At 65.8% G+C, this 24,128-nt stretch carries 28 protein-coding genes; 16 read left to right on the forward strand and 12 right to left on the reverse strand.

Features of this window, described 5'->3' with window-relative positions; all coding sequences use genetic code 11:
• The first annotated feature begins 7 nt into the window (after positions 1-7).
• The 3 genes from ISP20_RS10370 to ISP20_RS10380 all read left to right on the forward strand — a co-directional run bounded on the left by ISP20_RS10370 (position 8) and on the right by ISP20_RS10380 (position 1,182).
• Complete coding sequence (locus ISP20_RS10370) at positions 8-466, forward strand: putative toxin-antitoxin system toxin component, PIN family (RefSeq protein WP_204636023.1); 459 nt, start codon at positions 8-10, stop codon at positions 464-466.
• 66 nt (positions 467-532) lie between these two features.
• Complete coding sequence (locus ISP20_RS10375) at positions 533-958, forward strand: hypothetical protein (RefSeq protein WP_204636024.1); 426 nt, start codon at positions 533-535, stop codon at positions 956-958.
• A 35-nt stretch (positions 959-993) separates the two neighbouring features.
• The gene (locus ISP20_RS10380) at positions 994-1,182 is read left to right on the forward strand and encodes a CPXCG motif-containing cysteine-rich protein (RefSeq protein WP_204636025.1); all 189 of its coding nucleotides are present in this window, start codon (positions 994-996) and stop codon (positions 1,180-1,182) included.
• A 25-nt stretch (positions 1,183-1,207) separates the two neighbouring features.
• Here the strand turns inward: ISP20_RS10380 and pncA are convergent, their stop codons facing one another.
• Positions 1,208-1,855, reverse strand: a complete 648-nt coding sequence (gene pncA / locus ISP20_RS10385) for a bifunctional nicotinamidase/pyrazinamidase (protein WP_204636026.1) — start codon at positions 1,853-1,855, stop codon at positions 1,208-1,210.
• 227 nt (positions 1,856-2,082) lie between these two features.
• Here pncA and ISP20_RS10390 point away from each other — a divergent pair, with 227 nt between their 5' ends.
• Positions 2,083-2,454 (forward strand): hypothetical protein, encoded by a 372-nt coding sequence (locus ISP20_RS10390; protein WP_204636027.1) that lies wholly within the window; start codon positions 2,083-2,085, stop codon positions 2,452-2,454.
• A gap of 72 nt (positions 2,455-2,526) precedes the next feature.
• On the forward strand, positions 2,527-3,726 hold the full coding sequence (locus ISP20_RS10395; protein ID WP_204636028.1) for an MFS transporter: 1,200 nt from the start codon (positions 2,527-2,529) through the stop codon (positions 3,724-3,726).
• Here ISP20_RS10395 and cls read toward each other — a convergent pair.
• Entirely contained in the window at positions 3,723-5,126 is a 1,404-nt protein-coding gene (gene cls, locus ISP20_RS10400; protein WP_204636029.1) for a cardiolipin synthase, read from the reverse strand. The genes ISP20_RS10395 and cls overlap by 4 nt on opposite strands.
• Positions 5,127-5,183: 57 nt before the next feature.
• Positions 5,184-6,113, reverse strand: coding sequence for a LysR family transcriptional regulator (locus ISP20_RS10405; protein ID WP_204636030.1), 930 nt, complete (start codon positions 6,111-6,113; stop codon positions 5,184-5,186).
• Positions 6,114-6,258: 145 nt separating this feature from the next.
• Between ISP20_RS10405 and ISP20_RS10410 the strand changes: the two genes are divergently transcribed.
• Genes ISP20_RS10410 through ISP20_RS10420 form a run of 3 tightly spaced genes read left to right on the forward strand, consistent with a single transcriptional unit; the run spans position 6,259 to position 9,606 of the window.
• Entirely contained in the window at positions 6,259-7,485 is a 1,227-nt protein-coding gene (locus ISP20_RS10410) for an MFS transporter (RefSeq protein WP_204636031.1), read from the forward strand.
• Positions 7,486-7,507: 22 nt separating this feature from the next.
• Positions 7,508-8,566: an SDR family oxidoreductase gene (locus ISP20_RS10415; protein ID WP_204636032.1), complete on the forward strand. Its 1,059-nt coding sequence runs from the start codon at positions 7,508-7,510 to the stop codon at positions 8,564-8,566.
• A 26-nt stretch (positions 8,567-8,592) separates the two neighbouring features.
• Positions 8,593-9,606: a zinc-binding alcohol dehydrogenase family protein gene (locus tag ISP20_RS10420; protein WP_204636033.1), complete on the forward strand. Its 1,014-nt coding sequence runs from the start codon at positions 8,593-8,595 to the stop codon at positions 9,604-9,606.
• 45 nt (positions 9,607-9,651) lie between these two features.
• Here the strand turns inward: ISP20_RS10420 and ISP20_RS10425 are convergent, their stop codons facing one another.
• The gene (locus ISP20_RS10425) at positions 9,652-11,022 is read right to left on the reverse strand and encodes an FAD/NAD(P)-binding protein (protein WP_204636034.1); all 1,371 of its coding nucleotides are present in this window, start codon (positions 11,020-11,022) and stop codon (positions 9,652-9,654) included.
• 37 nt (positions 11,023-11,059) lie between these two features.
• Positions 11,060-11,638 (reverse strand): cysteine dioxygenase, encoded by a 579-nt coding sequence (locus tag ISP20_RS10430; protein WP_204636035.1) that lies wholly within the window; start codon positions 11,636-11,638, stop codon positions 11,060-11,062.
• A 226-nt stretch (positions 11,639-11,864) separates the two neighbouring features.
• Between ISP20_RS10430 and ISP20_RS10435 the strand changes: the two genes are divergently transcribed.
• Positions 11,865-12,155 carry a hypothetical protein gene (locus ISP20_RS10435; RefSeq protein WP_204636036.1) on the forward strand — a complete coding sequence of 97 codons (291 nt, stop codon included), beginning with the start codon at positions 11,865-11,867 and terminating at the stop codon, positions 12,153-12,155.
• 86 nt (positions 12,156-12,241) lie between these two features.
• Here ISP20_RS10435 and ISP20_RS10440 read toward each other — a convergent pair whose 3' ends face one another.
• On the reverse strand, positions 12,242-12,901 hold the full coding sequence (locus tag ISP20_RS10440; protein WP_204636037.1) for an energy transducer TonB: 660 nt from the start codon (positions 12,899-12,901) through the stop codon (positions 12,242-12,244).
• A gap of 178 nt (positions 12,902-13,079) precedes the next feature.
• Positions 13,080-13,907, reverse strand: coding sequence for a universal stress protein (locus tag ISP20_RS10445; protein ID WP_204636038.1), 828 nt, complete (start codon positions 13,905-13,907; stop codon positions 13,080-13,082).
• A gap of 285 nt (positions 13,908-14,192) precedes the next feature.
• Here ISP20_RS10445 and ISP20_RS10450 point away from each other — a divergent pair, with 285 nt between their 5' ends.
• The 3 genes from ISP20_RS10450 to ISP20_RS10460 all read left to right on the forward strand — a co-directional run bounded on the left by ISP20_RS10450 (position 14,193) and on the right by ISP20_RS10460 (position 15,796).
• Positions 14,193-14,627, forward strand: coding sequence for a hypothetical protein (locus ISP20_RS10450; protein WP_204636039.1), 435 nt, complete (start codon positions 14,193-14,195; stop codon positions 14,625-14,627).
• 132 nt (positions 14,628-14,759) lie between these two features.
• Positions 14,760-15,428, forward strand: coding sequence for a PAQR family membrane homeostasis protein TrhA (gene trhA, locus ISP20_RS10455; RefSeq protein ID WP_204636040.1), 669 nt, complete (start codon positions 14,760-14,762; stop codon positions 15,426-15,428).
• On the forward strand, positions 15,425-15,796 hold the full coding sequence (locus ISP20_RS10460; protein WP_204636041.1) for a TfoX/Sxy family protein: 372 nt from the start codon (positions 15,425-15,427) through the stop codon (positions 15,794-15,796). The genes trhA and ISP20_RS10460 overlap by 4 nt, the downstream gene beginning before the upstream one ends.
• A 27-nt stretch (positions 15,797-15,823) precedes the next feature.
• On the opposite strand, the gene ISP20_RS10465 is transcribed toward ISP20_RS10460, so the two are convergent.
• Positions 15,824-17,590 (reverse strand): DUF885 domain-containing protein, encoded by a 1,767-nt coding sequence (locus ISP20_RS10465; RefSeq protein WP_204636042.1) that lies wholly within the window; start codon positions 17,588-17,590, stop codon positions 15,824-15,826.
• A gap of 95 nt (positions 17,591-17,685) precedes the next feature.
• Positions 17,686-18,168, reverse strand: a complete 483-nt coding sequence (locus tag ISP20_RS10470; RefSeq protein ID WP_204636199.1) for a DUF456 domain-containing protein — start codon at positions 18,166-18,168, stop codon at positions 17,686-17,688.
• 93 nt (positions 18,169-18,261) lie between these two features.
• Here ISP20_RS10470 and ISP20_RS10475 point away from each other — a divergent pair, with 93 nt between their 5' ends.
• Complete coding sequence (locus tag ISP20_RS10475) at positions 18,262-18,915, forward strand: protein kinase family protein (RefSeq protein WP_425490816.1); 654 nt, start codon at positions 18,262-18,264, stop codon at positions 18,913-18,915.
• 111 nt (positions 18,916-19,026) lie between these two features.
• Here the strand turns inward: ISP20_RS10475 and ISP20_RS10480 are convergent, their stop codons facing one another.
• Positions 19,027-19,914, reverse strand: coding sequence for a LysR family transcriptional regulator (locus ISP20_RS10480; protein ID WP_204636043.1), 888 nt, complete (start codon positions 19,912-19,914; stop codon positions 19,027-19,029).
• A gap of 117 nt (positions 19,915-20,031) precedes the next feature.
• Here ISP20_RS10480 and ISP20_RS10485 point away from each other — a divergent pair, with 117 nt between their 5' ends.
• On the forward strand, positions 20,032-20,634 hold the full coding sequence (locus tag ISP20_RS10485) for a short chain dehydrogenase (protein WP_204636044.1): 603 nt from the start codon (positions 20,032-20,034) through the stop codon (positions 20,632-20,634).
• A gap of 122 nt (positions 20,635-20,756) precedes the next feature.
• Here the strand turns inward: ISP20_RS10485 and ISP20_RS10490 are convergent, their stop codons facing one another.
• Positions 20,757-21,533: a ferredoxin--NADP reductase gene (locus ISP20_RS10490; protein WP_204636045.1), complete on the reverse strand. Its 777-nt coding sequence runs from the start codon at positions 21,531-21,533 to the stop codon at positions 20,757-20,759.
• A gap of 256 nt (positions 21,534-21,789) precedes the next feature.
• On the opposite strand from ISP20_RS10490, the gene ISP20_RS10495 reads away from it, so the two are divergent.
• Entirely contained in the window at positions 21,790-22,416 is a 627-nt protein-coding gene (locus ISP20_RS10495; protein WP_204636046.1) for a TMEM175 family protein, read from the forward strand.
• 127 nt (positions 22,417-22,543) lie between these two features.
• On the opposite strand, the gene ISP20_RS10500 is transcribed toward ISP20_RS10495, so the two are convergent.
• Positions 22,544-22,960, reverse strand: a complete 417-nt coding sequence (locus ISP20_RS10500) for a hypothetical protein (RefSeq protein WP_204636047.1) — start codon at positions 22,958-22,960, stop codon at positions 22,544-22,546.
• A 137-nt stretch (positions 22,961-23,097) separates the two neighbouring features.
• On the opposite strand from ISP20_RS10500, the gene dusA reads away from it, so the two are divergent.
• The gene (dusA, locus tag ISP20_RS10505; RefSeq protein WP_204636048.1) at positions 23,098-24,099 is read left to right on the forward strand and encodes a tRNA dihydrouridine(20/20a) synthase DusA; all 1,002 of its coding nucleotides are present in this window, start codon (positions 23,098-23,100) and stop codon (positions 24,097-24,099) included.
• Positions 24,100-24,128 lie beyond the last annotated feature (29 nt).

Genomic DNA, 24,128 nt, shown 5'->3' on the forward strand with positions numbered 1-24,128 from the left:
TGCCACCATGCGCGCCATGTCCATTTCCGTACCCCGGCTCGTCCTCGACACCAACGTCGCACTCGATCTTTTCGTGTTCCGCGACCCTGCCTGCGAGCGCCTCCGGGATGCGTTGCAGCGAGGCCTGGTGCAGGCGGTGGTGGACGAGCCCTGCCGCGCCGAATGGCTGGCGGTGCTGAAATACCCCCAGTTCGGCCTCGCCGAGGCGGCGCGCGGGCAGGCCATGGCGGCGTTCGATGGCGCCGTGGCGCGGTTGCCGGAAGCGGCCATGACGCCACATCCGGAGGTGAAGCTGCCGCGCTGCACGGACCCGGACGACCAGAAATTCCTCGAGCTGGCGCTTGCGGCGGGGGCTCAATGCCTGCTCAGCAAGGACAAGGCGCTGCTGCAGCTCGCCCGGCGCACCGCGCGCGAAGGCTGGTTCCGCATCCTGGCACCGTCGGCATGGGAACCGCCGGCGGCCTAGGCGAGCGTTTCACAACCGATTGATCGGCCATTGGCGATGCTGATTGTCCAAAGATGGAGTGCGGCGATGAAGATCATGCAGAGCGCGGCAGGTGCAGTATGCGTGGCCTTGGGTCTGGTGGCGCTGGCCGGCTGCGGCGTGACCAACGACCACGACAAGGTGATCAAGGACGTGGTGTCCAATCGCCAGTTCCTCTACCAGGCGCCGGGCGATGGCACGGCCACGCTGCAGATCGTGCGCAGCAACGGTTACTTCGGCGCCGGTTGCTCCAGCCAGGTGCTGGTCGACGACAAGTTCGCCGCACAGCTGGAAACCGGCGAGCAGGCCACGTTCTATCTGCCCAGCGGGGCGCACACGGTAGCGCTGCGAAACTCCGGCGCGTGCCACCAGGCCGATGACGATGCACACGTCGAGACCAACCTGGCCGCCGGTGAAACCGCGCTGGTGGAAGTGAACAAGTGGGGATCGTCGCTGTCGCTGGCCAAGCGCTGAGCGATGGTCTGAACAGGCGAGCAGAGGAGGGCGTCATGCTCGATCAAGTCTTCATCCACTGCCCCTACTGCGGCGAGGCCATCGAAATACTCGTCGATGGCTCCGCCGACAGCCAGCACTACATCGAGGACTGCCAGGTCTGCTGCCGTCCCATCAACATCAGTGTGAGCTTCGATGAGGATGGCGACCCGTTGGTTAGTGTCGCCTCCGAAAACGAAGGCTGAAACGACAGAGACCTTGAACAGGCTCTTAGGCCAGGGCGGACGAATCGATCACGCTCACGCCGAGGTTCTCGAAGCGAAGCAGCGTGGGGATATCCGTTTCCGGTGACACCGGGCGCGTGAGATCCCACAGCACGTGTGTGCGATAGCCCAGCTCCACCGCGTCCTGCGCAGTCCACAGCACGCAGACGTCTCGCGCCAGCCCGCAGACATACACCTCGTCCACGCCTTGCTCGCGCAACCAGCCATCCAGTGCGGTGGTCGGGCGCTTGCCGCGCGGGCCGTGGTTCTCGCGAAAGCCGCTGTACGAATCCACGCAGGGGTCGTCGCCCTTGCGGATCACCGTATCCACCTGCGACCAGTCGATCGACGGGTGCAGCGCCGCCCCCGGCGTCTCCTGCACGCAGTGCGGCGGCCATAGCGTTTGCGCATGACCGTAGAGCGGAATGCGGTCGAACGGCTCGCGCCCGGGGTGCGAGGTGGCGAACGAGATATGGCCGGCCGGGTGCCAGTCCTGGGTGGCCACCACGTGATCGAACACGTTCCGCTTCAGCAGTTGGTCGATGCCGGGGACGATGGCGTCCCCTTCGTGGCAGGCGAGCGCGCCACCGGGCATGAAGTCCGGCTGGACGTCGACCAGGATGAGGGCGGCGCGGCTACGGATAGCTGGCTTCATGGGGCTGGGCTCATGGACATGGGCGCATGGTCGCGTCAGGTTTCGTAAAAGGTTGCGCCGGAAAGTCTAGTCGGCCGGAGGGAGTTGTGGTGTGACGCGTTCGACGAGTGATTTGTCAGGCATAGACAGCGTTCAGAGTAGGAAATTTCCTGCAGCAGACCCGCCCGAAGCCCAGTCGCGGCGCCGTCGCAGGCATAATGAGCTCCAGCCAATCAGCGGAACAGCGCATGTTTTTCGACCAGTCGTGGATGGGGTACGGCATCGTGGGTGCGCTGGAGGCCGGCGCCATCGCCCTGGTCATCGGCCTGGTCGCGTTCGTGCTGCTGCATCTGTTCGGCCGCAGCCAAGGCTGGGGCCTGGGTGTAGAGGTCGGCTGGGCCTGCCTTGGTGGCGTGATCCTGGCCGGCGGCAGCGATATGTGGAACCTGGTCTATTTCAACTACGGCCGCGTGCAGTCGCTGCAGCTGTTGAAGGTGCGGCTGGCCGAGGTGCATGACCCGGACAACTTGGGCGCGCGCGTGTTCTTCGAATTCGTCGGCGTCGCCGTGGGCGTCTTCATTGGCTGGCTGCTGGTCTCGCGGCGACGTTCCTCCCTGTAACGCGCGTCGCCGGCGTTCCCCCTTTTGCGCCGACGACTTCTGCGAATCGATTCCTCCCCCGATGTTGGATCCATGACTACTCACGTTGAACCGGGCGACAGCGGCACGCCGTTGACCCTGCGCATCGTCCAGATCGTGCTCTTCACCTTCCTGGCCTATCTGGTGATCGGCATGCAGCTGGCGGTGCTGCCGCCGTTCGTGCACGACGACCTGGGCTTCGGCGCGGTGCTCGCCGGCCTGGTGATCAGCACGCAATACGTGGCCACTTTGTTGAGCCGCGGCTTTGCCGGGCGTACCTCCGACACGGCGGGTCCCAAGCGCACAGCGCTGATCGGCCTGCTGGCCTGCGCGGTGAGCGGCCTGCTGATGATCGCTGCCGCCTTGCTGCGCGAATCGCGCATCGCCTCGGTGGGCGTGATGCTGGTGGCGCGGCTGGCGCTCGGCATGGGCGAAAGCTGCGTGGCCACCGGCTGCATCATGTGGGGCATCGGTCGCGTGGGGGCGGAGCACACCGCCAAGGTGATCTCGTGGAACGGCATCGCCACCTATGGCGCGCTGGCGGTGGGCGCGCCGCTCGGCGTGGTGCTGACCCATGCGGCGGGCTTCGCCAGCATCGGCGTGGCAGCGGTGGCATTGATGCTGCTGGCGCTGCTGCTGGCCTGGCGTCGTCCCGCCGTCCGTGTCGAAGGCGGCGAACGCATGCCGATGCATCATGTGTTCGGGCGCGTGGCGCCGTACGGCATGGGGTTGGCGCTCGGCTCGGTGGGCTTCGGCGTCATCGCCACCTTCATCACGTTGTACTACGCGAGCCAGGGCTGGGCCGGCGCCGCGCCCACGCTCAGCGTGTTCGGCGTGTGCTTCGTGGGCGTGCGGTTGGTGCTGGGCTGGACCATCGCCTACTTCGGCGGTTATCGCACCGCGATGGTCTCGCTGTTGGTGGAATGCGCGGGCCTGATCGTGCTGGCGATGGCGAACCATCCTGGCGTGGCGATGCTGGGTGCGGCCCTGAGCGGCATCGGCTTTTCGCTGATCTTCCCGGCACTGGGCGTGGTGGCGGTGGAGCGCGTCAGCGGCAGCAATCGGGGCGCCGCGTTGGCCGCGTACTCGGTGTTCATCGATGTGGCGCTCGGCGTCACCGGTCCTCTGGGCGGATGGATCGCCTCGGGCGGACGCTACGGGCCGATGTTCGTGGTGGCGGCCATGATGTCGCTCGCGGCGGTGGTGCTCACGGGTGGCCTTTATCTCGTCTACGGCAACAAGGCGAACGGCTAGAGCACCGGATCGAACAACCGTGCGACGTGCATGGCCAGCCGCCGCACATAGGACGCTTCCTCGTACTCCGCCACCGTGACTTCGTAGGCGTGTTCGAAGTCGTCGCACAGCATGGTTTCGACTTGATTGGCAAAGTCCGCATCCACGTTCAGTGCGGCGATCTCGAAGTTGAGGCGGAACGAGCGATTGTCGAGATTCATGCTGCCCACCACGGCGGTGTCATCGTCCACCAGCAGCACCTTTTCGTGCACGAAGCCGGGCCGATAGCGGAACACGCGAATGCCGGCCAGCACGGCGTCGTGCGCGTACAAGCTGGTGGCGAGAAACACCGTGCGGTGGTCGGGAATCGACGGGATGAGCACGCGCACGTCCACGCCGCGGAACACGGCAAGCCTGAGTGCCGCCATCACCGCCTGGTCCGGCACGAAATACGGCGTGGTGATCCATAGCCGGCGTCGCGCGGCATGGATCAGCGAAACGAAGAACAGCGAGCAGGTTTCCTGCCGGTCGGCCGGACCGGTGGCGGCGATCAGGGTATGCGCCGTGCCGTGGCCAGGGCCGGGCTTGAGCAGCGGCGGCAGGGCTCCGGTCACCCAATGCCAATCTTCGGCGAAACTGCGTTGCAGGTCGGCGACCGCGGGGCCTTCGATTTCCAGGTGGGTGTCGCGCCATGGCGATAGTGGCGGCGACAAGCCGAGATACTCGTCGCCCACGTTGAGTCCGCCGACGAAACCGCGCGTGCCGTCGACCACCACGATCTTGCGGTGGTTGCGGAAATTGAGCTGGAAACGATTGCTGCGCCGCTGCGTGGCGAACGAATGCACGCCCACGCCGGCTTCGAGCAGCGTCTCCACGTATTCGTGCGGCAACGCGTGGCTGCCGATGCCGTCGTAGAGCACGCACACTTCCACGCCCGCGCGCACACGGTCGATCAGCGCCTGCAGCATGCGCTTGCCCAGCATGTCGTCTTGGAAGATGAAGAACTGCACCAGCACGCAGCGCTGCGCCGTGGCGATGGCAGCGAAAATGGCCTCGAAGGTGTCGTCGCCATTCACCAGCAACTGCAGCCGCTGGCCCTTGTGGAAGCGCGCGCCAAGCATCTGCGCGATCTCGCCGTAGCGTTCGTTGAGTTCCTGCGAGGCGGAGCCGTTGTCCAGTTGCTCACTGGCCAGCGCGTGCATCTGGTCGCGGCGGGCGCGATGCAGGTCCACATACCCGTGAAAACGGCTGCGCCCCAGATAGAGATAGGGAATGAGCGTGATGTAAGGCAGCAGTACCAGGCCCAGCGCCCAGGCGAACGCGCCTTGCGGCGTGCGCGTATTCATCACCGCGTGCATTGCGGCCAGCACGCCCGCGATGTGCAGGATCAGCACCAGCGTGCCGACGATGGTGGTCAGCATGCGGTGCGGCCAAAGGTGGAGTGGCGAAGCCGGTCCGACATGGCGTTCCTCCTATCGTCAACGCATGGCGTCGCGCACAGTATCGAGCACATCGTGTTCGCGCGCTTTCAGTTCCTGCTGCAGATGATCCACGAACAGGCGGATGCGCGCCGGCAGGTAGGCGCGGCTGGGGTAGATCGCATAGATGTGGGCGTCGGGCAGGAACACTTCGTTCTTCAGCGGCACCAGCAAGCCGGCGCGCACGTCCTCGGCGATATCCCAGGCGGCCTTGAACGCAATGCCATGGCCGGCGAGGGCCAGCGTACGCATCAGGTCGCCGTTGTCGCAGGTCATCGCCGCTTCCACCCGCAATGGACGGGGGCCATCGGGCGACTGCACGATCCACGGCAGCACGCCGTGGCCGGGACGATGCAACATCAGGCAGCGATGGTGCTGCAGCTCGTCCGCGGTGCGCGGATGGCCGTGCCGTTCCAGGTATTCCGGCGACGCGCACAGCACGCGGAAGTTGTTCGCCAGCAGGCGCGATACCAGGCGCGAATCGACCATGCTGCCGCCGCGCACCGCCACGTCCACGCCGTATTCGAACAGGTCCAGCATGGCGTCGGAATTGGTGATGCGCAGGTGGAGTTGCGGGTGTCGCTCGGCGAAGTCCGCGGCGATCGGGCCGACGTACTGGCGCCCCATGTCCACCGAGGCGGACAGATGCAGCTGTCCACGCACTTCCAGCTGGCGCAGGCCGACGGCCGAGTTGGCGTCGTCCACGTCGGCAATGATCGCCTGGCAGCGCTCGAAATAGATCGTGCCTTCCTCGGTGAGCACCAGCCGCCGCGAACTGCGCTGCAGCAGCCGCACGCCCAGCGCCGTCTCCAGCCGGGTCAGGCGCTTGCTGGCGGCGGCGGGGGACAGGCTCAGTTCGCGCCCGGCAGCCGACAGACTGCCTTCGGTCACGGCACGAACGAACAGGCGCATGTCTTCGAAATCGACCATCGTGCGGATGCCCCGGTGGAGGCGGCGAGGGCCTCGCCGCGTGCATCTTTAACTTTCAGGAAAAGATGCCTCTCTAGTTTGCTCAATTCCCGCAAAGGTTCACAAGGCGCAAAGTGGCGCCCGTTTCCTTCAGGGACCTTTCCCCATGAATGCTCCTCTTCCCACCGGGCGCAGCGATACAGCCGCTGGGACCTCCCGTCTGGCCTTGCTCGCCTTGTCGGTGGCGGCGTTTGCCATCGGCACCACCGAGTTCGTGATCATGGGCCTGCTGCCCGAGGTGGCCTCGGATCTGCACGTGAGCATTCCCTCCGCCGGCCTGCTGGTCTCGGGCTACGCACTGGGGGTGGCGGCCGGGGCGCCGCTGCTGGCGGCGCTGACGGCCCGCATGGAGCGCCGCAATGCGCTGCTGTTGTTGCTGGGCCTGTTCATCCTCGGCAATGCGTTGTGCGCGGTGGCGCCCAACTACGGCGTGCTGATGGTGGCGCGTGTGGTGGCGGCGTTCTGCCATGGTTCGTTCTTCGGCATCGGCGCCGTGGTGGCTTCGCATCTGGTGCCGCGCGGGCAGGCCGCCCGCGCCATCGCGCTGATGTTCACCGGCCTCACGCTGGCCAACGTGCTGGGCGTGCCGTTCGGCACCTTCCTGGGCCAGTGGGCCGGTTGGCGCTCCACCTTCATGGCCGTCACCGGGCTGGGCGTGGTGGCGGCCATCGCCGTATGGCGCCTGGTGTCGTCGCTGCCGGACCTGCCGTCGCCGCAGATGAAGCGCGAACTGGGCGTGCTGCGCCAGCCGCAGGTGTTGCTGGCGCTGCTGATGACGGTGCTCGGCTTTGGCGGCGTGTTCACCGTGTTCACCTATATCGCGCCGATCCTGCAGCAGGTGTCGCACGTGAGCGTCGGCGCGACCGGCTGGGTGCTGATCCTGTTCGGCGTGGGCACCACCGTCGGCAACATGCTGGGCGGCCGTCTGGCCGACTGGCGCTTGATGCCATCGCTGGTCGGCGTGCTGGTGCTGCTGTCGCTGATCATGCTGGTGTTCGCGTGGACCATGCACAACACCGTCGCCTCGGTCGTCACCGTTTTCGTATGGGGCGTGGCGGCGTTCGCCACCGTGCCGCCGCTGCAGATGCGCGTGGTGCAGCAGGCCAGCGAGGGTCCGCACCTGGCATCCACGCTCAATATCGCCGCCTTCAATCTCGGCAACGCCATCGGCGCGTTCATCGGCGGCTCGATGATCGGCATGGGCCTGGGGCTGCCGTCGGTAAGCGTGGCGGGCGCGGTGGTGGCCTTGCTCGGTTTGCTGGTGACGCTGGCCAGCGCCGCGCTCGAACGTCGTCGTACGGCCAGTGTGGCGGCCTGCGCCGTCGGTGCCTGATTCGATCATTGGAAGGAACGACATGACCAAGCAAGCGAACGTCGCCCTGGTGGTGGGCGCTCAGGGTGTGATTGGCCGCAACCTGATCGATCATCTGTCGGCGCTCGAGAACTGGCAGGTGATCGGCCTGTCGCGCCGCGGCGGCACCGATGCCGGCCGCGTGCGCCATGTCGCGGTCGATCTGCTCGATATCGAAGACACACGCAACAAGCTCGGCGTGCTCGGCGACGTGACGCATGTGTTCTACGCGGCCTACCAGGACCGCCCCAGCTGGGCCGAACTGGTGCCGCCGAATCTCGCCATGCTGGTGAACGTGGTCGACACGCTCGAGCCGGTCGCCAGGCAGCTGCGGCACATCAGCCTGATGCAGGGCTACAAGGTCTACGGCGGACACCTGGGACCGTTCAAGACGCCCGCGCGCGAAACCGATGCGGCCTTCATGCCGCCGGAATTCATGCACGACCAGCAGCGTTTTCTGGAACAGCGCCAGCAGGGCAAGGCGTGGAGCTGGTCGGCGATTCGTCCCGCGGTGGTGGGTGGGTTTGCCCTGGGCAATCCGATGAATCTTGCGCTCGCCATTGCCGTGTATGCATCGATCAGCAAGGAGCTTGGCCTGCCGCTGCGCTTCCCCGGCAAGCCGGGCGCTTACGATCATCTGGTCGAGATGACCGACGCGGGATTGCTCGCGCGCGCCACCGTGTGGGCAGCCACCGAACCGAATTGCGCCAACCAGGCGTTCAACATCACCAACGGCGACCTGTTCCGCTGGAACGAGATGTGGCCCTTCATCGCCGATTACTTCGCGCTGGACGTGGCACCGCCGCTGCCGTTGTCACTGGACACGGTGATGGCGGACAAGGAGCCGCTATGGCGCGCCATGGGCGAGCGCCATGGACTCGCGCCGCATGCGTATGCCGAGGTATCGTCCTGGCGTTTTGCCGACTTCGTGTTTTCCTGGGATTACGACATGTTCGGCGACGGCTCCAAGGCCCGTCGTTTCGGTTTCCACGAGCACGTCGAGACAAAAGCCATGTTCACGCGACTGTTTGACGACTTTCGTCGGCGCAAGATCATTCCCTGATACTTTGCATTCGCCAGGAGAGCTGCATGAAAGCCGTTGCATACCGGCAGATTTTGCCCATCACCGATCCGCAGAGCCTGCTCGACGTCGAGCTGCCCGAGCCCGTCCCGCAGGGGCGTGACTTGCTGGTGAAGGTGGAGGCCATCTCGGTCAATCCGGTGGACACCAAGGTGCGTAAGCGCACAGATCCGGCAGGTGCCGACAAGGTGCTGGGCTGGGACGCCTCGGGCACGGTGGTCGCGGTGGGAGCGGACGTCAGCTTGTTCAAGCCGGGCGATGCCGTGTACTACGCGGGCGCCATCGATCGCTCCGGCAGCAATGCGCAGATGCAACTCGTCGACGAACGCATCGTCGGGCGAAAGCCCTCCACGCTCGATTTCGCCCAGGCCGCGGCGATGCCGCTCACCACCATCACGGCGTGGGAGTTGCTGTTCGACCGGCTCAACGTGCCGCGCGGCAACGGCGGGCGTCATCGCGTCATTCTAGTGATGGGCGGCGCGGGCGGCGTGGGTTCCATGGCGATCCAGCTGGCGCGCCGGCTCACCAACGCCACGGTGATCGCCACCGCTTCGCGTGAAGACACGCAGAGCTGGGTGAAGGAGCTGGGTGCGCATCACGTGGTCGATCATCACGGCGATCTGCTCGCCGCGGTGAAGGCAGTGGCGCCGCAGGGCGTGGACGACGTGCTCAGCCTCACCCACACCGAGCAGCACTTTGCCAAGCTGGTGGAGCTGCTCAAGCCGCAGGGCAAACTGGCCTTGATCGACGATCCGGCCAAGCCGCTCGACATCACCCTGCTCAAGCCCAAGAGCCTCTCGTTGCACTGGGAATTGATGTACACGCGCTCGCTGTTCCACACCGACGACATGCAGGCGCAGCACCAGCTGCTCAACGAAGCGGCCGACCTGGTCGATGCGGGTGTGTTGCGCACGACGCTGCGCGAGAACCTGGGCACGATCAATGCCGCCAATCTGCGGCGTGCGCATCAACAGCTCGAAAGTGCCAGCACCATCGGCAAGGTCGTGCTCAGCGGTTGGTGATCGCTCGAGCGCAATAAAAAAGGGAGCGCCTGGCGCTCCCTTTCTTTATTCGCTTTTCAACAGGCGGTCGGCGAGATTGCGTGCCTGCTGACGTATCTCCGGCATGGCGGTGGATTCCCACAACGTGCCGCGAAGCAGGGTGCCGATGACGTAGAAGTGCGGCCAGGTCTGCTCGTCGTGTTTGACGCGACCTTCGGCGCTGGCCGTGATGCCCAGTCCCAGCGAGTCGGCCGTCGCATGGCCGTTGGTCGACAGCTGGCGGATCAGCGGATGATGGGTGCGGCGCACGTCCGTATTGAGGCCCACGGTCTGGATCACCAGATCGGCATCCATTGTCTCGATGCCCTTGCCGTGCGGTCGACGGATGTCCAGGTGCAGCTTGTCGCCGGCCACGTCCACGGCCTGCAGGCGGCCGCGACGGCGATGCAGCCGATCGGCCTCCTCAAGCGCCTTCATGGCCGCCATGACCTGCGGCGGCATGCGATGGCGCACGCGTTCCCAGGCCCAGCGCGCATGACGCAGGAAGCGCGAACGCTCCGCTTCCGGCAGCAGGGCCCACAGCGACGGCGTGTGCGGACGCAGGCTGTCGACCACCGTGCGCCAGTCGGCGCTCTGTGCGACCGCTTCGCGCAGCAGGCGGATCCAGGTGCGGATATACGGCTCGTCGCGCATGGCTTCGATCAGCTCGCTGCTGTCGTCCGCGGGTGCGGAGGCGTGCTGCAGATGCGGCTCCGGCAACAGGCCGTGACGCGAGATGGCTTCGAAGGTGGCGTTGGGCCACAGCGCGGAGAGCTCCAGCAACACGTCCACCGCGGTGAGGCCAAGGCCGATCAGCACGACCTTGCGCGGGCGCGCATCGGGCTTGGCCTGGGCCAGGAAGCTCCATGGCTCGGTGACGTACAGGCCGCTGTCCAGCGCGGCATCGCTGACGCCACTCAGGGGCTGCGGCGGCAGCGAGCCGATGGCCAGTACGGCGGCGTCGACGCGCGCGCTGTCTTCGCCATGGATGACGTTGACGCCGTCATGCTCCGGCACGATCGCATCGACCTCGAAGGGCAGCACGCGCACATCGTGTCCGGCTGCGCGGGCACGCTCCAACGCGCGCTCCACCTGGGTCTCGAGGTAGTCGCCATAGAGGCGGCGCGGCAGGAAGTCGGTACCCGCGATGCTGTTGTCGCCGCGCTGGGCGAATTCGAGAAAACCGTGCGGCCTGGCAGCGAACATGCTCATCGACGCCGCGCGGACGTTCAACAAATGCTTGTCGGACCGCGTGCCATACGCGACGCCGCGCGGCGAGTTACCGCCGCCGGTGTACCAGTCCAGATGCAACGGCTGCGGCAGCTGGCGTTCCAGCAGCTCGCTCAGCAGCGCTGCCGCTGCAGCGCCGCCGCCGATGATGGCGACCCGTCGATACATGCCACTCCCTCAAAAAAGCGTTTCTACGTGCGTGGCTTCAAGCGTACAGCTGGCCGGTGAGGGCGCTGCGCTGCGGGCTCGCGATCCACTGGCCGGCCTCGCCAGCTTGTTGGTATGTGAAGTACTGTGCCAGATCGCCGCCGTAGACGTGAAGCGACAGTGCCGTTTCCTGCCGGGAGAGGTTGCGGCAGCGGTGGGCGTGGCGATCGTCCGCATCGAACCAGGTGACGTCCCCGGGGCCCAGCCAGTCGCGGCCGCTCATTCGTAGGATCTTTCCGTCGGGGTCGCGATCCCACGATTCCACTTCCAACGCACCGTGCAGGGCCATCTCCAGCCCCCACAGCCCATCGTGATCGTGGATTGGCGTGGTGTGGTTGGCGGGCCACGCCAGGATCAGCACGCTGATGTCCGGCTTGCTGCGCCGGGCCACCAGCCACCGTTCGAAACCCTTGTTGGGCGTGCGCAGGTCCGCCAGGTCGCCGGCCAGCGCCGGCTTGTTCTGATAGACCGAACGGCTCAACTCCCTCGCCATCGAGGCCAGGTCCGGGTGCTCGCCCACCCCATAGTCAAACGCAATCTCACGCAGCGCCTTGAGGTGTTGCATGTGTTTGGCCATGCGAAGTCACTCATGGAAACCGGCGCGCAGTTCAGCACGCGTATCGTTAAAGTCCTGTAACCCGAAGGCCATATTCATGCATGCGGCAGGGCATGACTTTCGCGACATGCGCGGCTTGCCACAAAAGCGCAGCATGCTTTCCAGAAGGCCTTGAAAGTGGCATCGGGCGCCTCAAAAGCCCGATACGCAACGGTCGCCGGCAGCGACGCCGGCAGGAGAAGACATCATGTTTGCGATGAGCGTGCTGTTGATGTTGGTGCTGGGTGTATGGCTTGCGGTCGCGACGATCGGCCTGGTGTTCAAGCTCACCTTCGGCCTGATCGGCTTTCTTTTCAGCGTGGTCGGCGCCGTGCTCGGCGTGGTATTCGGCGGTATCGCCCTGTTGATCGCGGCGCCCCTGGTGGCGCTGGCCCTGCTGCCGCTGTGCCTGCCGGTGATCGTGCTGGTGGCCGTGATCTGGGCCATCGTGCGCATCGCGCGCGGACCTGCGCCGACGGCCCCCGCGAACGTCCACTGAGCCTCTGTTTGCCGTGGAAGGGCCCGGACCTGCCACTGGATGCAGGCCGGGCCTTCCTTTTGTTGCCGTCGCCTAGGCGGATCGAATCACAGCTCGTTCAAGTTGAACGTCACCGGCACACGGGCCCATGCCCGCACGGCGCGGCCGTTCACCATGGCCGGTTCGAACTTCCAGCCTTTCAGCACCTGCTCGCGGGCGCTGCGATCGAGCAGCGTGTAGCCGCTGCTTTGTTCGACCACGACGTCTTGCGGCATGCCGTTCTCGTCCACCAGCACTTTCAGGATCACCTGTCCCTGGAGACGCGAATGCAGCGCCTGTGGGGGATATTTCAGCGGCGTCGCACGGTAGGCGAGGGTGGCTTCCACCGGAGCGCTGGTGACGTCGACAGCGGGCGGCGCAATCGTGGGCGGCGCCACCACCGCAGGGGCACTGCCGTCATCTGAGGTATTCACCACCGGCGGTGCCACCGGCAAGGGCTGGGCTATGGGCTGAGGATGGGGGACGGTTTTTGGTTCGACCAGTTTCTTCAGCTCGATGCGCGGCGGCGGGGGGACCTCCTTCTTCGGTGTGATCCAGCTGATCGGCGTGGTGATGATGCGCTGCGCCTGCGCCGCCCATTGCGGGGCCATGGGGCGCATCAGGGCGAGCAGTGCGGCAAGGTTGAGTGCGATCGCCACGCTCATCGCGGCGATGCGGACCTGGTCCGGACGGGCATGACGGGGTACAGCCAGGCTTGCGGACGACATAAGCGACCTCCTGACGTAACGTATCGATGTGAGTTGTTGCCCGTGCACGCCGCGTGGGGACGCGGAGGGATCGTGTCGGTGCGGTTGCAGCCTAAGCCCCAAAAAAAGGCTTGCGCAAGTGGCCGTATGGAAGGCTATTCTGTGCGGAGTTTCCGGGAGCGCCCGGAAACGGGATTTTTCAGTGCGCCACCAGCATCGGCACATCGCCATGCATGAAGAGGTGGCGGGTGGTGCCGCCGAGCATCATCTGCGCCAGCCGCGAACGGCTCCAGGCTCCCATCACGATCAGATCGGCGCCCTGGGCGTGCGCCGCTTCCAGCACGGCTGGACCCGCGGCGTGGCTGGGTCCGCTGTCGAGCGTGTCGATGTGGGCTTCGATGCCGTGGCGTTGCAGCCAGTCGGCCAGTCCAGGCGGCGGCAGTACCGGCAACATGTCCGCATTCATGTCACTGCCGTCGAGCACGCGCACCTGGTCGGCCTTCTGCAGCAACGGCAGGGCGGCGGCGAGCGCAAGCGCGGATTCGCGGCTGCCGTTCCAGGCCACCAGAATGTTGGCGCCAAGCGATGGCACGGACGATACGTCGGGCACGACCAGCACGGGCCGCCCACTGGCGAACACGCAACGCGATACCGAGCCGAAACCCACCGGCGCGTCGCTGCGTTTCTGGCTGCGTTCCATCACCAGCATGTCGTAGCCGGAGGCGGCCTGGCTCACCGCCTGCACGGTGTCGCCCTGGGTCACGCGCCATTGGCCGTTGAGGGCATGTGCCGCCAGCGTCTGCTGCCATTGGCCGTCATGGGTCTGCGCTTCGGCCACCCGGCGCTGCGTTTCCTCCAATTGCACGGGTACGGCTTCGGGCAGGCTGAAAGCGGTGGCGGGAAGGTCGGCGACATACAACGCGTCGAGTCGCGCACCCAGCCTTTGCGCCAGGGCGATGGCGGCGCGTGGTGCCGCGACGTCGAGGTCCAGATGGTCCAGATGCAACAGCAGGTCGATGGCTGACATGGCGGTTCTCCCGATTCCCGGTCCGTCTCCAGCATAGAGCCTGCCATCGCCGTTCGTGTAGCGTGCATGCGGGACAAAAAAAGCCCCGCACAGGATGGCGGGGCGGTAAGGCCGGGACATCGGGGGAGAGAGAGGGGATGCCCGGGTTTCGCATTGTTTGCTTTGCCGGCTTGCTTTGACGTACATCCCGGGTGAAAGGCACATTCACGCCGGATAGGGCGGCCGATGGCCACAATGCATGGCTCGCCGCCACTCGGCGGCTGGGGACTTCCAGGGAGAAAAGCGATGAACGTTCGGATGTTCGCAGGAGCGTCGGTGTTGGCGTTGGCTGGCTGGATGAGCGCTGCACCCGCACAGGCCGCCGACCTCGAGTGCAAGATGACTTTCAATCTCGCCGGTTGGTCGGTGTTCTATCAGACGGCCACCGGCAACGGCACTGTTCGCTGCAACAACGGACAGAGCATGTCGGTGCACCTGCGCGTCAAGGGCGGCGGCCTGACTTTCGGCAAGAGCCAGATCACCAACGGCGTCGGCAAGTTCTCCGGTATCGGCAACATCAGCGAGATCAAGGGTCACTACGCCGATGCGGGCGTGCATGCGGGTGCCGCCAGTTCGGCGGGTGCGCGCGTGATGACCAAGGGCAATGTCTCGCTCGCGCTCAGCGGCACGGGCAAGGGCTGGGACCTGGGCGTGGCGTTCGGCGCTTTCATCATCGAGTGATGGCTGCGGCGGCACGTCGCGCAGCCTTGCGTCAGTGCAGGTGAAGACCACGGGCGCCCTTGTTGAATGGCGCCCCGCGTCCTAAGGTGGCGGGGCCGTACGCTTCAGTACGTTCCGTTTGAGGAATGCCCCATGTCTGCCACCTCCGGCACGGTTCTTCCGCGCTATGCCTTCGGCGACGAACTCGCCGCCAGCGTCATCCACGGCATCGGCATCCTGCTGAGCATTGCCGGCCTGGCCACGTTGGTGGCGTTTGCAGCACGCTACGGCGACACCCGATCCGTCGTGGCCAGCGCCGTATTCGGCAGCACGCTGATCCTTTGCTACACGGCCTCGACGCTCTATCACTCCATTCCCGGCGTGCTGGCCAAGCGCGTGCTGCGCACGCTCGATCACATCGCGATCTTCCTGCTGATCGCCGGCACCTATACGCCGTTCACCCTGATCGCCTTGCCGGGTGCGTGGGGCTGGAGCCTGTTCGGCACCGTGTGGGGCCTGGCCTTGATGGGCAGCCTGCTCGAACTGGGTGTGCTGAAGAAGTACCGCAAGCTGGCGGTGCTGATGTACATCGGCATGGGCTGGGTGGGCGTGATTGCCTTCAAGCCCTTGCTCGCCCATCTGCAGACGGGCGGCATGGTGCTGCTGCTGGCAGGTGGCGTGGCCTATACGCTGGGCGTGCCGTTCTACCTGTGGCGCAAGCTGCCTTATCACCACTCGGTGTGGCACTTCTTCGTGCTGGCCGGCAGCGTGTTGCACTACCTCGCGGTGCTGCTCTACGTGTTGCCCGACGGGCCGGTGTGAACGCGGACGTCCAGGCTCTTCTTAAGGAACTCGAAGACGCCGCCACGCATCTGGGGCGTCCGCACGATCTGCGAAGCAAGCCGATGTTCGGCGGGTTGATGGTGTGGTTCGGGGAAAAGCCGTGCGCGTGGCTGTCGGTCCAGGGACTCGCGTTGCGCCTGTCCGCCGAGGACCAGCTCGCGTTGCTGGCGCTCGAAGGTGCCGCCCGTTTTCGTCATCGACCGGATGAGCCACCCAGCCGCGAGTACATCCTCGTGCCAGCCGGCTTGCGTCGGGATACCGCACGATTTGCCGCATGGTTGGAACTCAGCGGCCGCGCACCGGCGCCGCCAAAAAAAAGGCCGCGCCCGAAAGCGCGGCCTCGTTGAGTCGGCCGGACAGAATGTCCTGGCCGGTTACTTCTTCTTCTGCGACGGAATGAACTGCGTGCGCACCGCTTCGGCGAGCTGCTCGGGCGGCAACAGGCCCTGGCCGATCACGAAGTCGTTGAAGGCCTGGCGGTTGAAGTCCTTGCCCAGCGCCAGCTCGGTGTTCAGGCGCGTCTGCTGCAGGCGCATGTAGCCGTAGAAATACGCAGTGGCCTGGCCCGGGCTGTTGAAGGTGTAACGGTCCAGTTCCTGCTGCGTCATCGCTTCGGACAGGCCCACGTCGTAGCGCAGCACGTCATGTGCACGCTCCTTGCTGATCAGGCCGAGGTTGAGCATCGGATCGAGATACGCACGCGCCGCGCGCTGCAGGCGGGCCTGCAAGGCCACGAACTGGCCCGACGGCGGCTCGTACGGCAGCATCTCCGACTCGGCATACAGCGCCCAGCCTTCCACGTTCACGCTGTTGAACGCGAACAGGCTGCGCGCCAGCGACACGCCGCGTTCCACCATCGCCGCGAACTGCAGCTCGTGGCCCGGGCGGCCTTCGTGCGCGGTCAACGTCCACGCGGCGGCCTTATAGGTGAAGTCGTCATACGAATCGGACTTGCCGCCGCTGGGGTTGCCCATGGTCAGCACGAAGGTGCCCTGTTCGCCGTGGTTGTTGATGAACGGCGGCGGGTCCATGTGCGGTGCCGGCACCGCCGCGGTTTCCGCTTCCGAGGCGAGGCGCATCTGCATCTTGCGCTGGGGCAGGGTGATGATGTGCTCGCGCCGGATGGTGTCTTCGATCTTGCCGATGATCTGGTGGTACCACGGCACCACGTCGTCCTTGCCCAGCTGCTGCGTCTTCAGCGCCTTCAGCACGTCGCGGTAATCGGTGGCCTGGATGCCTTCTTCCTTCGCCACCACCGGCGCCATCATCTGCATCATCGAACGCAGCTCGGTGAACTCGAACTGCGCTTCCTTGATCAGCTGTTCCGGCGGGATGTCGATGCCGACCTGCTTGAGGTTGTACGCATACAGCGGTTCCGGCAGGCGGAAATCCTGGCGTGCACGCGGCACGATGGTGCTGCGCACCCAGCCGTCGTAATCCTTGAGCTGGCTGTCCAGCGCATCGAGCGCGGCCTTGCCCTCGGCGTTGTCCAGCTTGTACTTGGCGAACAGCTGGCGGATGCCCTCGGCATAACGCGCCGTGTTGCTGAGCTTCTGCTCCACTTCGTTCTTGTACGGGCCGATCAGGTCTTTCTCGCCGATGCGCGCATTGGTCTGCGCCTTGGCCAGCTCGATCATCGGCGTGCAGCCCGGCGCCTTGCCCACGTAGCATTCCAGGCGCTTGACCGCGGAGGCACGGCGATTGGCGGCCACGTCGTCCTTCAGCAGCACGAATTCGCCCTGGAAGATCAACTGGCCCACGTCCTGGTACGGCAGCATGTACTTGTGGTTGAGATCGATGCCTTCGATCTGCTGATCGACGGCCTTGATCATGATCTGCAGATCCTGGCGGACGTTCTCGTCCTTCTCGCTGGCCAGCATCTTCTCGAGTTTGCCCTTCGCATCGACGAAGGCAGCGCGCGAACGGGCATCGACATCCGGCTTGAGGTCGGCGACCTTGTCGTCGAAACCGGGGACGCCGACCTGCGAGGCGAACTCCGGGTTGAACTTCGCCATCACGTCGAGCAGCACCTTGGCGTCGGTGTTGCTGCGTTCGATCCAGGTGGGCGACTTGGGCTCCGCTTGGGCGGAACCGACGGCGGCCAGCGAAACCGCCAGTGCCAAGGCAAGACGTTTGGACATGTGGACTTCCCTGAAGATGGAGTACCACGAGCCTATAGGGCGACGCCGGGGCCGCGCCATGTGCCGAAGGTCGCGCTGGCCGAACGGCCAGGCCCTTAGCCAAACAGCATGGCGAACGCGAACAGGCCGAGCATCACGAAGGAAATCACCAGCTTCACGAAGGTGCCGAACAGCAGCCCCAGCCACGTCGCCACGCCCACATGGGCCGAGCGCAGCACGCTGGTACCCGAGGCCAGCTCCCCCACCAGGGCGCCCACGAACGGGCCGGCGATCAGCCCGGCCAGGCCCAGGAACATGCCCACCACCGTGCCGATGCCGGCGCCCCAGATCGCCGCCCGGCTGGCCCCCACCCGCTTGGCGCCCAGCGCCGCCGCCGCGAAGTCCAGCGCCACGCCGATGGCACCCAGCACGCCGATGACCACCAGCCACCAGGTCCCCAGGTGCCGGTAATGGTCCACCGCTGCGGCCAGCCAGATGCCGCCGAAGATCATCGGGATGCCCGGCAAGGCAGGCAGGATGTTGCCAGCGAGGCCGCCGATCATCAGCAGCGCGGCCAGTACGTAAAGCGCGATCTCCAGCATGAACGCCTCCGTGTGCGACGACCCAGCATATCGGTACTGCAACGTCGGTTGGGCGACAATGCCATCGGTGCCGGCAATGTCTACGAATCTGTGGATACCTCACGCGACACACTGCTGAAGTGCGACGAACTCGGTCGCGTCGAAAAGACCGAGCGACATGGCGTCTGCGTGATCCGCCGCGACGTTGATGCCGCGCGCTGGTGGGCGCGCGCTTTCGCACGCCGCGCGGCGGCCCGTGAAGCACGTGCACTGGCCAAGCTCGACGGCTTGGACGGCGTGCCGGCCTTGCTGGGCTGGGATGGGCACGAACTGCTGCGCGGCTACATCGCCGGGGCACCGATGCAGCAGGCACGCCCGTGCGATCGGGCGTACTACCGCGAGGCCTTGCGCCTGCTGGCGCGAGTGCATCGCCGCGGCATCGTGCACAACGACCTGGCCAAAGAGCCAAACTGGCTGGTCGATGTGGATGGTCGCCCCGCACTGGTCGATTTCCAGATCGCCTGGACGCGCGGCAAACGCGGCGCATTGTTCCGAGCGTTGGCGCGCGAAGACCTGCGTCACCTGCTCAAGCACAAGCGTACGTATTGCGCGGATGCCTTGAGCGCACGCCAGCGCGCGATCCTGGCGACGCCTGCGCCGCATGCAGTGCTGTGGCGTGCCACGGGCAAGCGGCTCTACAAATTGGTGGCGCGCCGCGTGTTCGGTTATTGGGACAACGAAGGGCAGGGGCGCAAGCGCGGTTGATCTCTCCCGGTGACCGCTTCTTTGTGGGAGCGCACTTGTGCGCGACAACCTGACGGAGCGAATACATCCAAGCGCCGCGGTCGCGCACAAGTGCGCTCCTACAAGGTGGCGCTAAGCCCCGAACCGCTCCAGCAAAAACTCGATCATGCTGCGCAGCTTCGCCGTCGGCCGACGATCCTGCGCATACAGCAGATGCATCGGCGTCGACGGCGGCGCCCATTCCGGCAGTACCGCCATCAACCGTCCTTCGGCCAGATCATCGGCCAGCAATACTTCCGGCTGCAGCACGATGCCCGCGCCATGCAGGGCCGCCACGCGCAGCGCATCGCCGTGATCGACCGACAGGCGACCTTGCACCGGCACGTCGCATTGCGCGCCATCGGGGCCGAGCAGACGCCACTGGTCGCGACGACGCCAATTGGTGAGACCCAGGCAAACGTGGTTGCTCAGCTCCTCGGGGCGCGACGGATTGCCGTGCTTGGCGAGGTACGGCGGCGAGGCCGCCAGCAGCATGCGATACGGCTGCAGCGGGCGCGCGACCAGTTGCGGATCGTCGACGGCGCCGATGCGGATGCCGAGCTCGAAGCCTTCGCTGACCAGGTCGTAGACGCGGTTGTCGAGCGACAGCTCGACGCTGACATCGGGATAGCGCTGCAGGTACTCGGTGATCGCCGGCGTCAGTCGCCGGCTGCCGAAACTCATCGGCGCGGTGATGCGCAATCGGCCGCGCGGCGTCGCCTGCAGTTCGTGCGCGCTGCGCTCGGCCAGTTCCACATCGGCGAGCACCAGCTTGCAGCGCTCGTAATAGAGCCGTCCCACTTCGGTGAGCTGTTGCCGACGCGTGGTCCGATGGAGCAGGCGCGCGCCCAGTCGCTGTTCGATCGCGCGGATGTGCTTGCCGGCCATGGTCGGCGACACGCCGCTGGCTTCGGCCGCGGCCGCAAAGCTACCGGTATCCACCACACGTACGAACATCGCCATGTTCGCCAAGGTATCCATGATTAGAAACCCATGGTTCGGAATGGGTGGCATGATGGCACGTTTATTGGTGGTCGCGCAGGACCGACACTTCAGGACATGGCGACCCATCCCGGGGCGCACCCATCGAGGTTTCCCATGCGAATTCTGCTTATCGGCGCCAGCGGCACCGTCGGACAGGCGGTAGCCGGGGCGCTGGCGCCCCATCACGAACTCATCCGCGCCGGGCGCCAGTCGGGCGATGTGCGGGTCGATCTCACCGACATGGCCAGCATCGAACGCATGTACGCGGAGGTGGGCGAGCTCGATGCCGTGGTCACCGCTGCCGGCAGCGTGCATTTCGGCGAACTGGTCAACACCACGCCGACGCAGTTCCTGTCCGGCCTGCAGGACAAGCTGATGGGCCAGGTGAATGCCGTGATCGCGGGCATTCCGCGCCTGCGCGATGGCGGCTCGTTCACCCTCACCAGCGGCATCACCGCCGACGAACCGATCAGGCTGGGCACCAATGCCACCACGGTGAACGCAGCCATCGAGGGTTTCGTGCGCTCGGCCGCCACCGAGTTGCCGCGCGGACTGCGCATCAACGCGGTAAGTGCGACCTTGCTGACCGAGGCGCTAGAAGCCTATGGCCCGTATTTCCCGGGTTTTCCCGCAGTCCCGGGCGCCCGCGTGGGGCAGGTGTATCGACGCTGCGTGGAAGGCGTGGGCACCGGGCGCGTCTACAAGATCTGGGAATAATCATCCCGCGATACCACTGTGGGAGCGCACCCTGTGCGCGACAGGCGCTGGGTCGTACCTTGACGCAAGGCTTGTCGCGCACAGGGTGCGCTCCCACAAAATGCTTAAAAAATGGGGCGGATTTACTTCTCGACGAACGCCCGCTCGATCACATAATCGCCCGGCTCACGCGTCCTCGGCGACACCGCGAACCCACGCGCATCCAGCAACGCACAGGTGTCTTCCAGCATCGACGGACTGCCGCACAGCATCACCCGGTCGGTGGCCGGATCGAGCGGCGGCAGGCCGATGGCCTGGCTCATCGCGCCATCGACGATGTTGTCGGTGATGCGGCCCTGGTTGCGGAACGTCTCGCGCGTCACCGTGGGGTAGTAGATCAACTTCTCGCGCACCAGCTCGCCGAGGTATTCGTGCTGCGGCAGTTCGTTCTCGAGATAGTCCTGGTAGGCCAGGTCGTTGACGTTGCGCACGCCGTGCGCGATCACGATCTTCTCGTAGCGTTCATAGGTTTCCGGGTCGCGCACCAGGCTCATGAACGGTGCCAGGCCCGTGCCGGTACCCAGCAGGTACAAATGCTTGCCGGGCTTGAGGTCGTTGAGCACCAGGGTGCCGGTGGGCTTGCGGCTGACGATCAACGGATCGCCGGGCTTGAGGTGTTGCAGGCGCGAAGTCAGCGGGCCGTTGGGCACCTTGATGCTGAAGAACTCCAGGTGTTCCTCGTAGTTCGCGCTGGCGATCGAATACGCACGCATCAGCGGCCGGCCGTCCACTTCCAGGCCGATCATCACGAACTGTCCGCTGTCGAAGCGGAAGCCGGGATCGCGCGTGGTGCGGAAGCTGAAGAGACTGTCGTTCCAGTGGTGCACGTCGATCACGTGCTCCGTCGCCAATGCCACCATTGCCGGTTACCGTCCTGCCAAATCCAAGGAAGCTGCGGGCAGGGCACCGACCATCTCGGTGCCGGACTCGTGTGGGGAAGGCGGAACCCGCTGCGCCTGACGAGTGCTGCCGTAGCCGCAGCGAAGCCGCCATTATGCCATGGCTGTCCAATCCGGCAGGCGGCTGGGCGTCGCGAGGTGCGGTCCGTTGCGGCATCATGCCGCAAGCGATCAGGCGGGGCGTGGGGACGCTCCGTACACCATTGAGAGGACGTGCATGACGCAGGATCTGGAACATCCGCCGCATCACCTGGGGAGGCGGCACCTGGAACGCTTGGTGATGCTTTCCGATGGCGTGTTCGCCATCGCCATCACCCTGTCGGCCCTGGAAATCAAGCCAGACACCGGCGAGGGCGTGTCGCTATGGCAGGCCTGGTCGCTGTCGTTGCTGGTCTATTTCATGAGCTTCGTGTTGATCGGCGCGATCTGGCTGGTGCACCGGCGCATCGTGTCCTGGCTCAACCATATCGACACCGCGGGCACCGTGATCAGCATGGTCCTGCTCAGCCTGGTGGCCTTGGTGCCGGTGGTCATCCGCTACGCCTTGACGCATCCGCAGCGGCACGATGGCTTCCTCGCGTATTCGCTGCTTTTCGTCCTGCTGTATCTGACCCTGGCCGTGCTGCTGGCCTATCTGACCCACGGGGTGAAAATGGCCGTGCACGCGCCGCCGAGCGAAGCGCAGCAATTGCTGGCGAAGCTCGGTTTCGCCGTGCTCGTCTTTTCCGCCGCGGCCTTGTACCTGCAAGGTTGGATCGTGGCCGCCATCGTCTGCGCGCTGGCCGCCGTGCCGTTGCGATGGGTGGCCTGGCGCCGCGAGTCAAAGGCCGCGGAGGCCCGCTGAGGAAGCCGCTCGGCGCGCAAAGAAAAAACCCTCTCCAGTAGCGGTCATGGAGAGGGTTCTGCAAGGGCGTCCCGAGTCGTCCATCGGACGCTTCACGGCAAAGTGCGGGACGTATTGGCCAGTGGTGTTACATGTCGCAGCCGAACGAGGCGTAGGTCTGCTTGGCAGCATCGCTGGCCTGCTTGCACTGGGCGGCCAACGCATCCTTGCCACCCGGCTGCGCCATCGCGGCCTTCCACTGCTCGGTCGAGGTCTTCATGGCCTGGTCGAACATGGCGCGCTGGGCTTCGGGGACCTTGGCGGCCAGGCAGGCCTTGACCTTGCTGATGTAGTCGTCGCACTCGGCAATGCCGATCTTGCCGTCGCCGGCATCAGCCGTTGCCGCAGGGGCTGCCTGCTCAGCAGCGGCCGGCGCCGAGGTCGAGGCCGGGGCGGGCGTTGCGGCAGGTTGGTCGGCGGCCGGGGCGCTGTTGCTGCCGGTCTTGTCGCACGCGGCCAGTGCGATCATCAGCAATGCCGGCAGCAGGGTTTTCTTCAAATCCATGGGTGAAATCATCCTGGTCAATGGTTCCCGGCATGGTGCGGATTTTTGACCAAGGGTTCTGTAGGCTCCGAAGGGCTGCGTCTGTAAGGGCTTCGTGCCTCCCCTCGTCGGCCTGGGCGAGCCGGTACAATGGCGCCATGTCAACCTCGATTGCCCCGAAGCCGCCGCTGCACCCGCACGACTGGCGCCTCACCGTTGCCCCGATGATGGACTGGACGGATCGGCACTGCCGCTACTTCCATCGCCTGCTCTCGCCCCATGCGCGCCTGTACACCGAAATGGTGACCAGCGCCGCGCTCGTCCGCGGCAAGCAGCTGCGCCTGCTCGAACACAGCCAGCAGGAGCACCCGGTGGCCCTGCAGCTGGGCGGCAGCGAGCCGGCCGAGCTGGCCATCGCCGCCCGCTACGGCGCCGAGGCGGGCTACGACGAGATCAACCTCAACGTGGGCTGTCCTTCCGACCGCGTGCAGTCCGGCCGCTTCGGTGCCTGCCTGATGCGCGAGCCGGCCCTGGTGGGCGATTGCGTGAAGGCCATGCGCGATGCGGTGGACGTGCCGGTCACCGTGAAATGCCGCATCGGCGTGGACGATCAGGACGACTACGCCGACCTGCAGCACTTCACCGAAACCATGCTCGGCGCGGGCGTCCAGGTGCTGGTGGTGCACGCCCGCAAGGCCTGGCTGCAAGGGCTCAGCCCCAAGGAAAACCGTGAGATCCCGCCGCTCGACTACGAGCGCGTGTATCAGCTCAAGCGCGAATTCCCCGGATTGGTGGTGGTGATCAACGGCGGCATCACCAGCGTGGAGCAGGTGCAGGCGCACCTGGCCCAGGTCGATGGGGTGATGTTGGGGCGCGCCGCCTATCACGACCCCTACGTCCTGGCCCGGGTCGAGGCCGCGCTGTACGGTGAGCCGATGCCGGAGCGTGAAGACGTCCTTCTCCGCATGCGCCCCTACATCGAGGCCGAACTGGCCCGAGGGACCGCGCTCAAGCACATCAGCCGGCACCTGCTGGGGCTTTACCAGGGCGAGCCGGGAGCCCGCTGCTTCCGCCGCCGGCTGAGTGAGGGTGCCCATCTGCCGGGCGCCGATTGGTCACTTATTGAGCAGGCCGTCGCGCAACCCCGGATTGCCGCGTGACCGTTCAGGTTCGTCCGGCCTATATTCAG

The organism is Dyella kyungheensis (assembly GCF_016905005.1).
GTDB classification, from domain to species: domain Bacteria; phylum Pseudomonadota; class Gammaproteobacteria; order Xanthomonadales; family Rhodanobacteraceae; genus Dyella; species Dyella kyungheensis.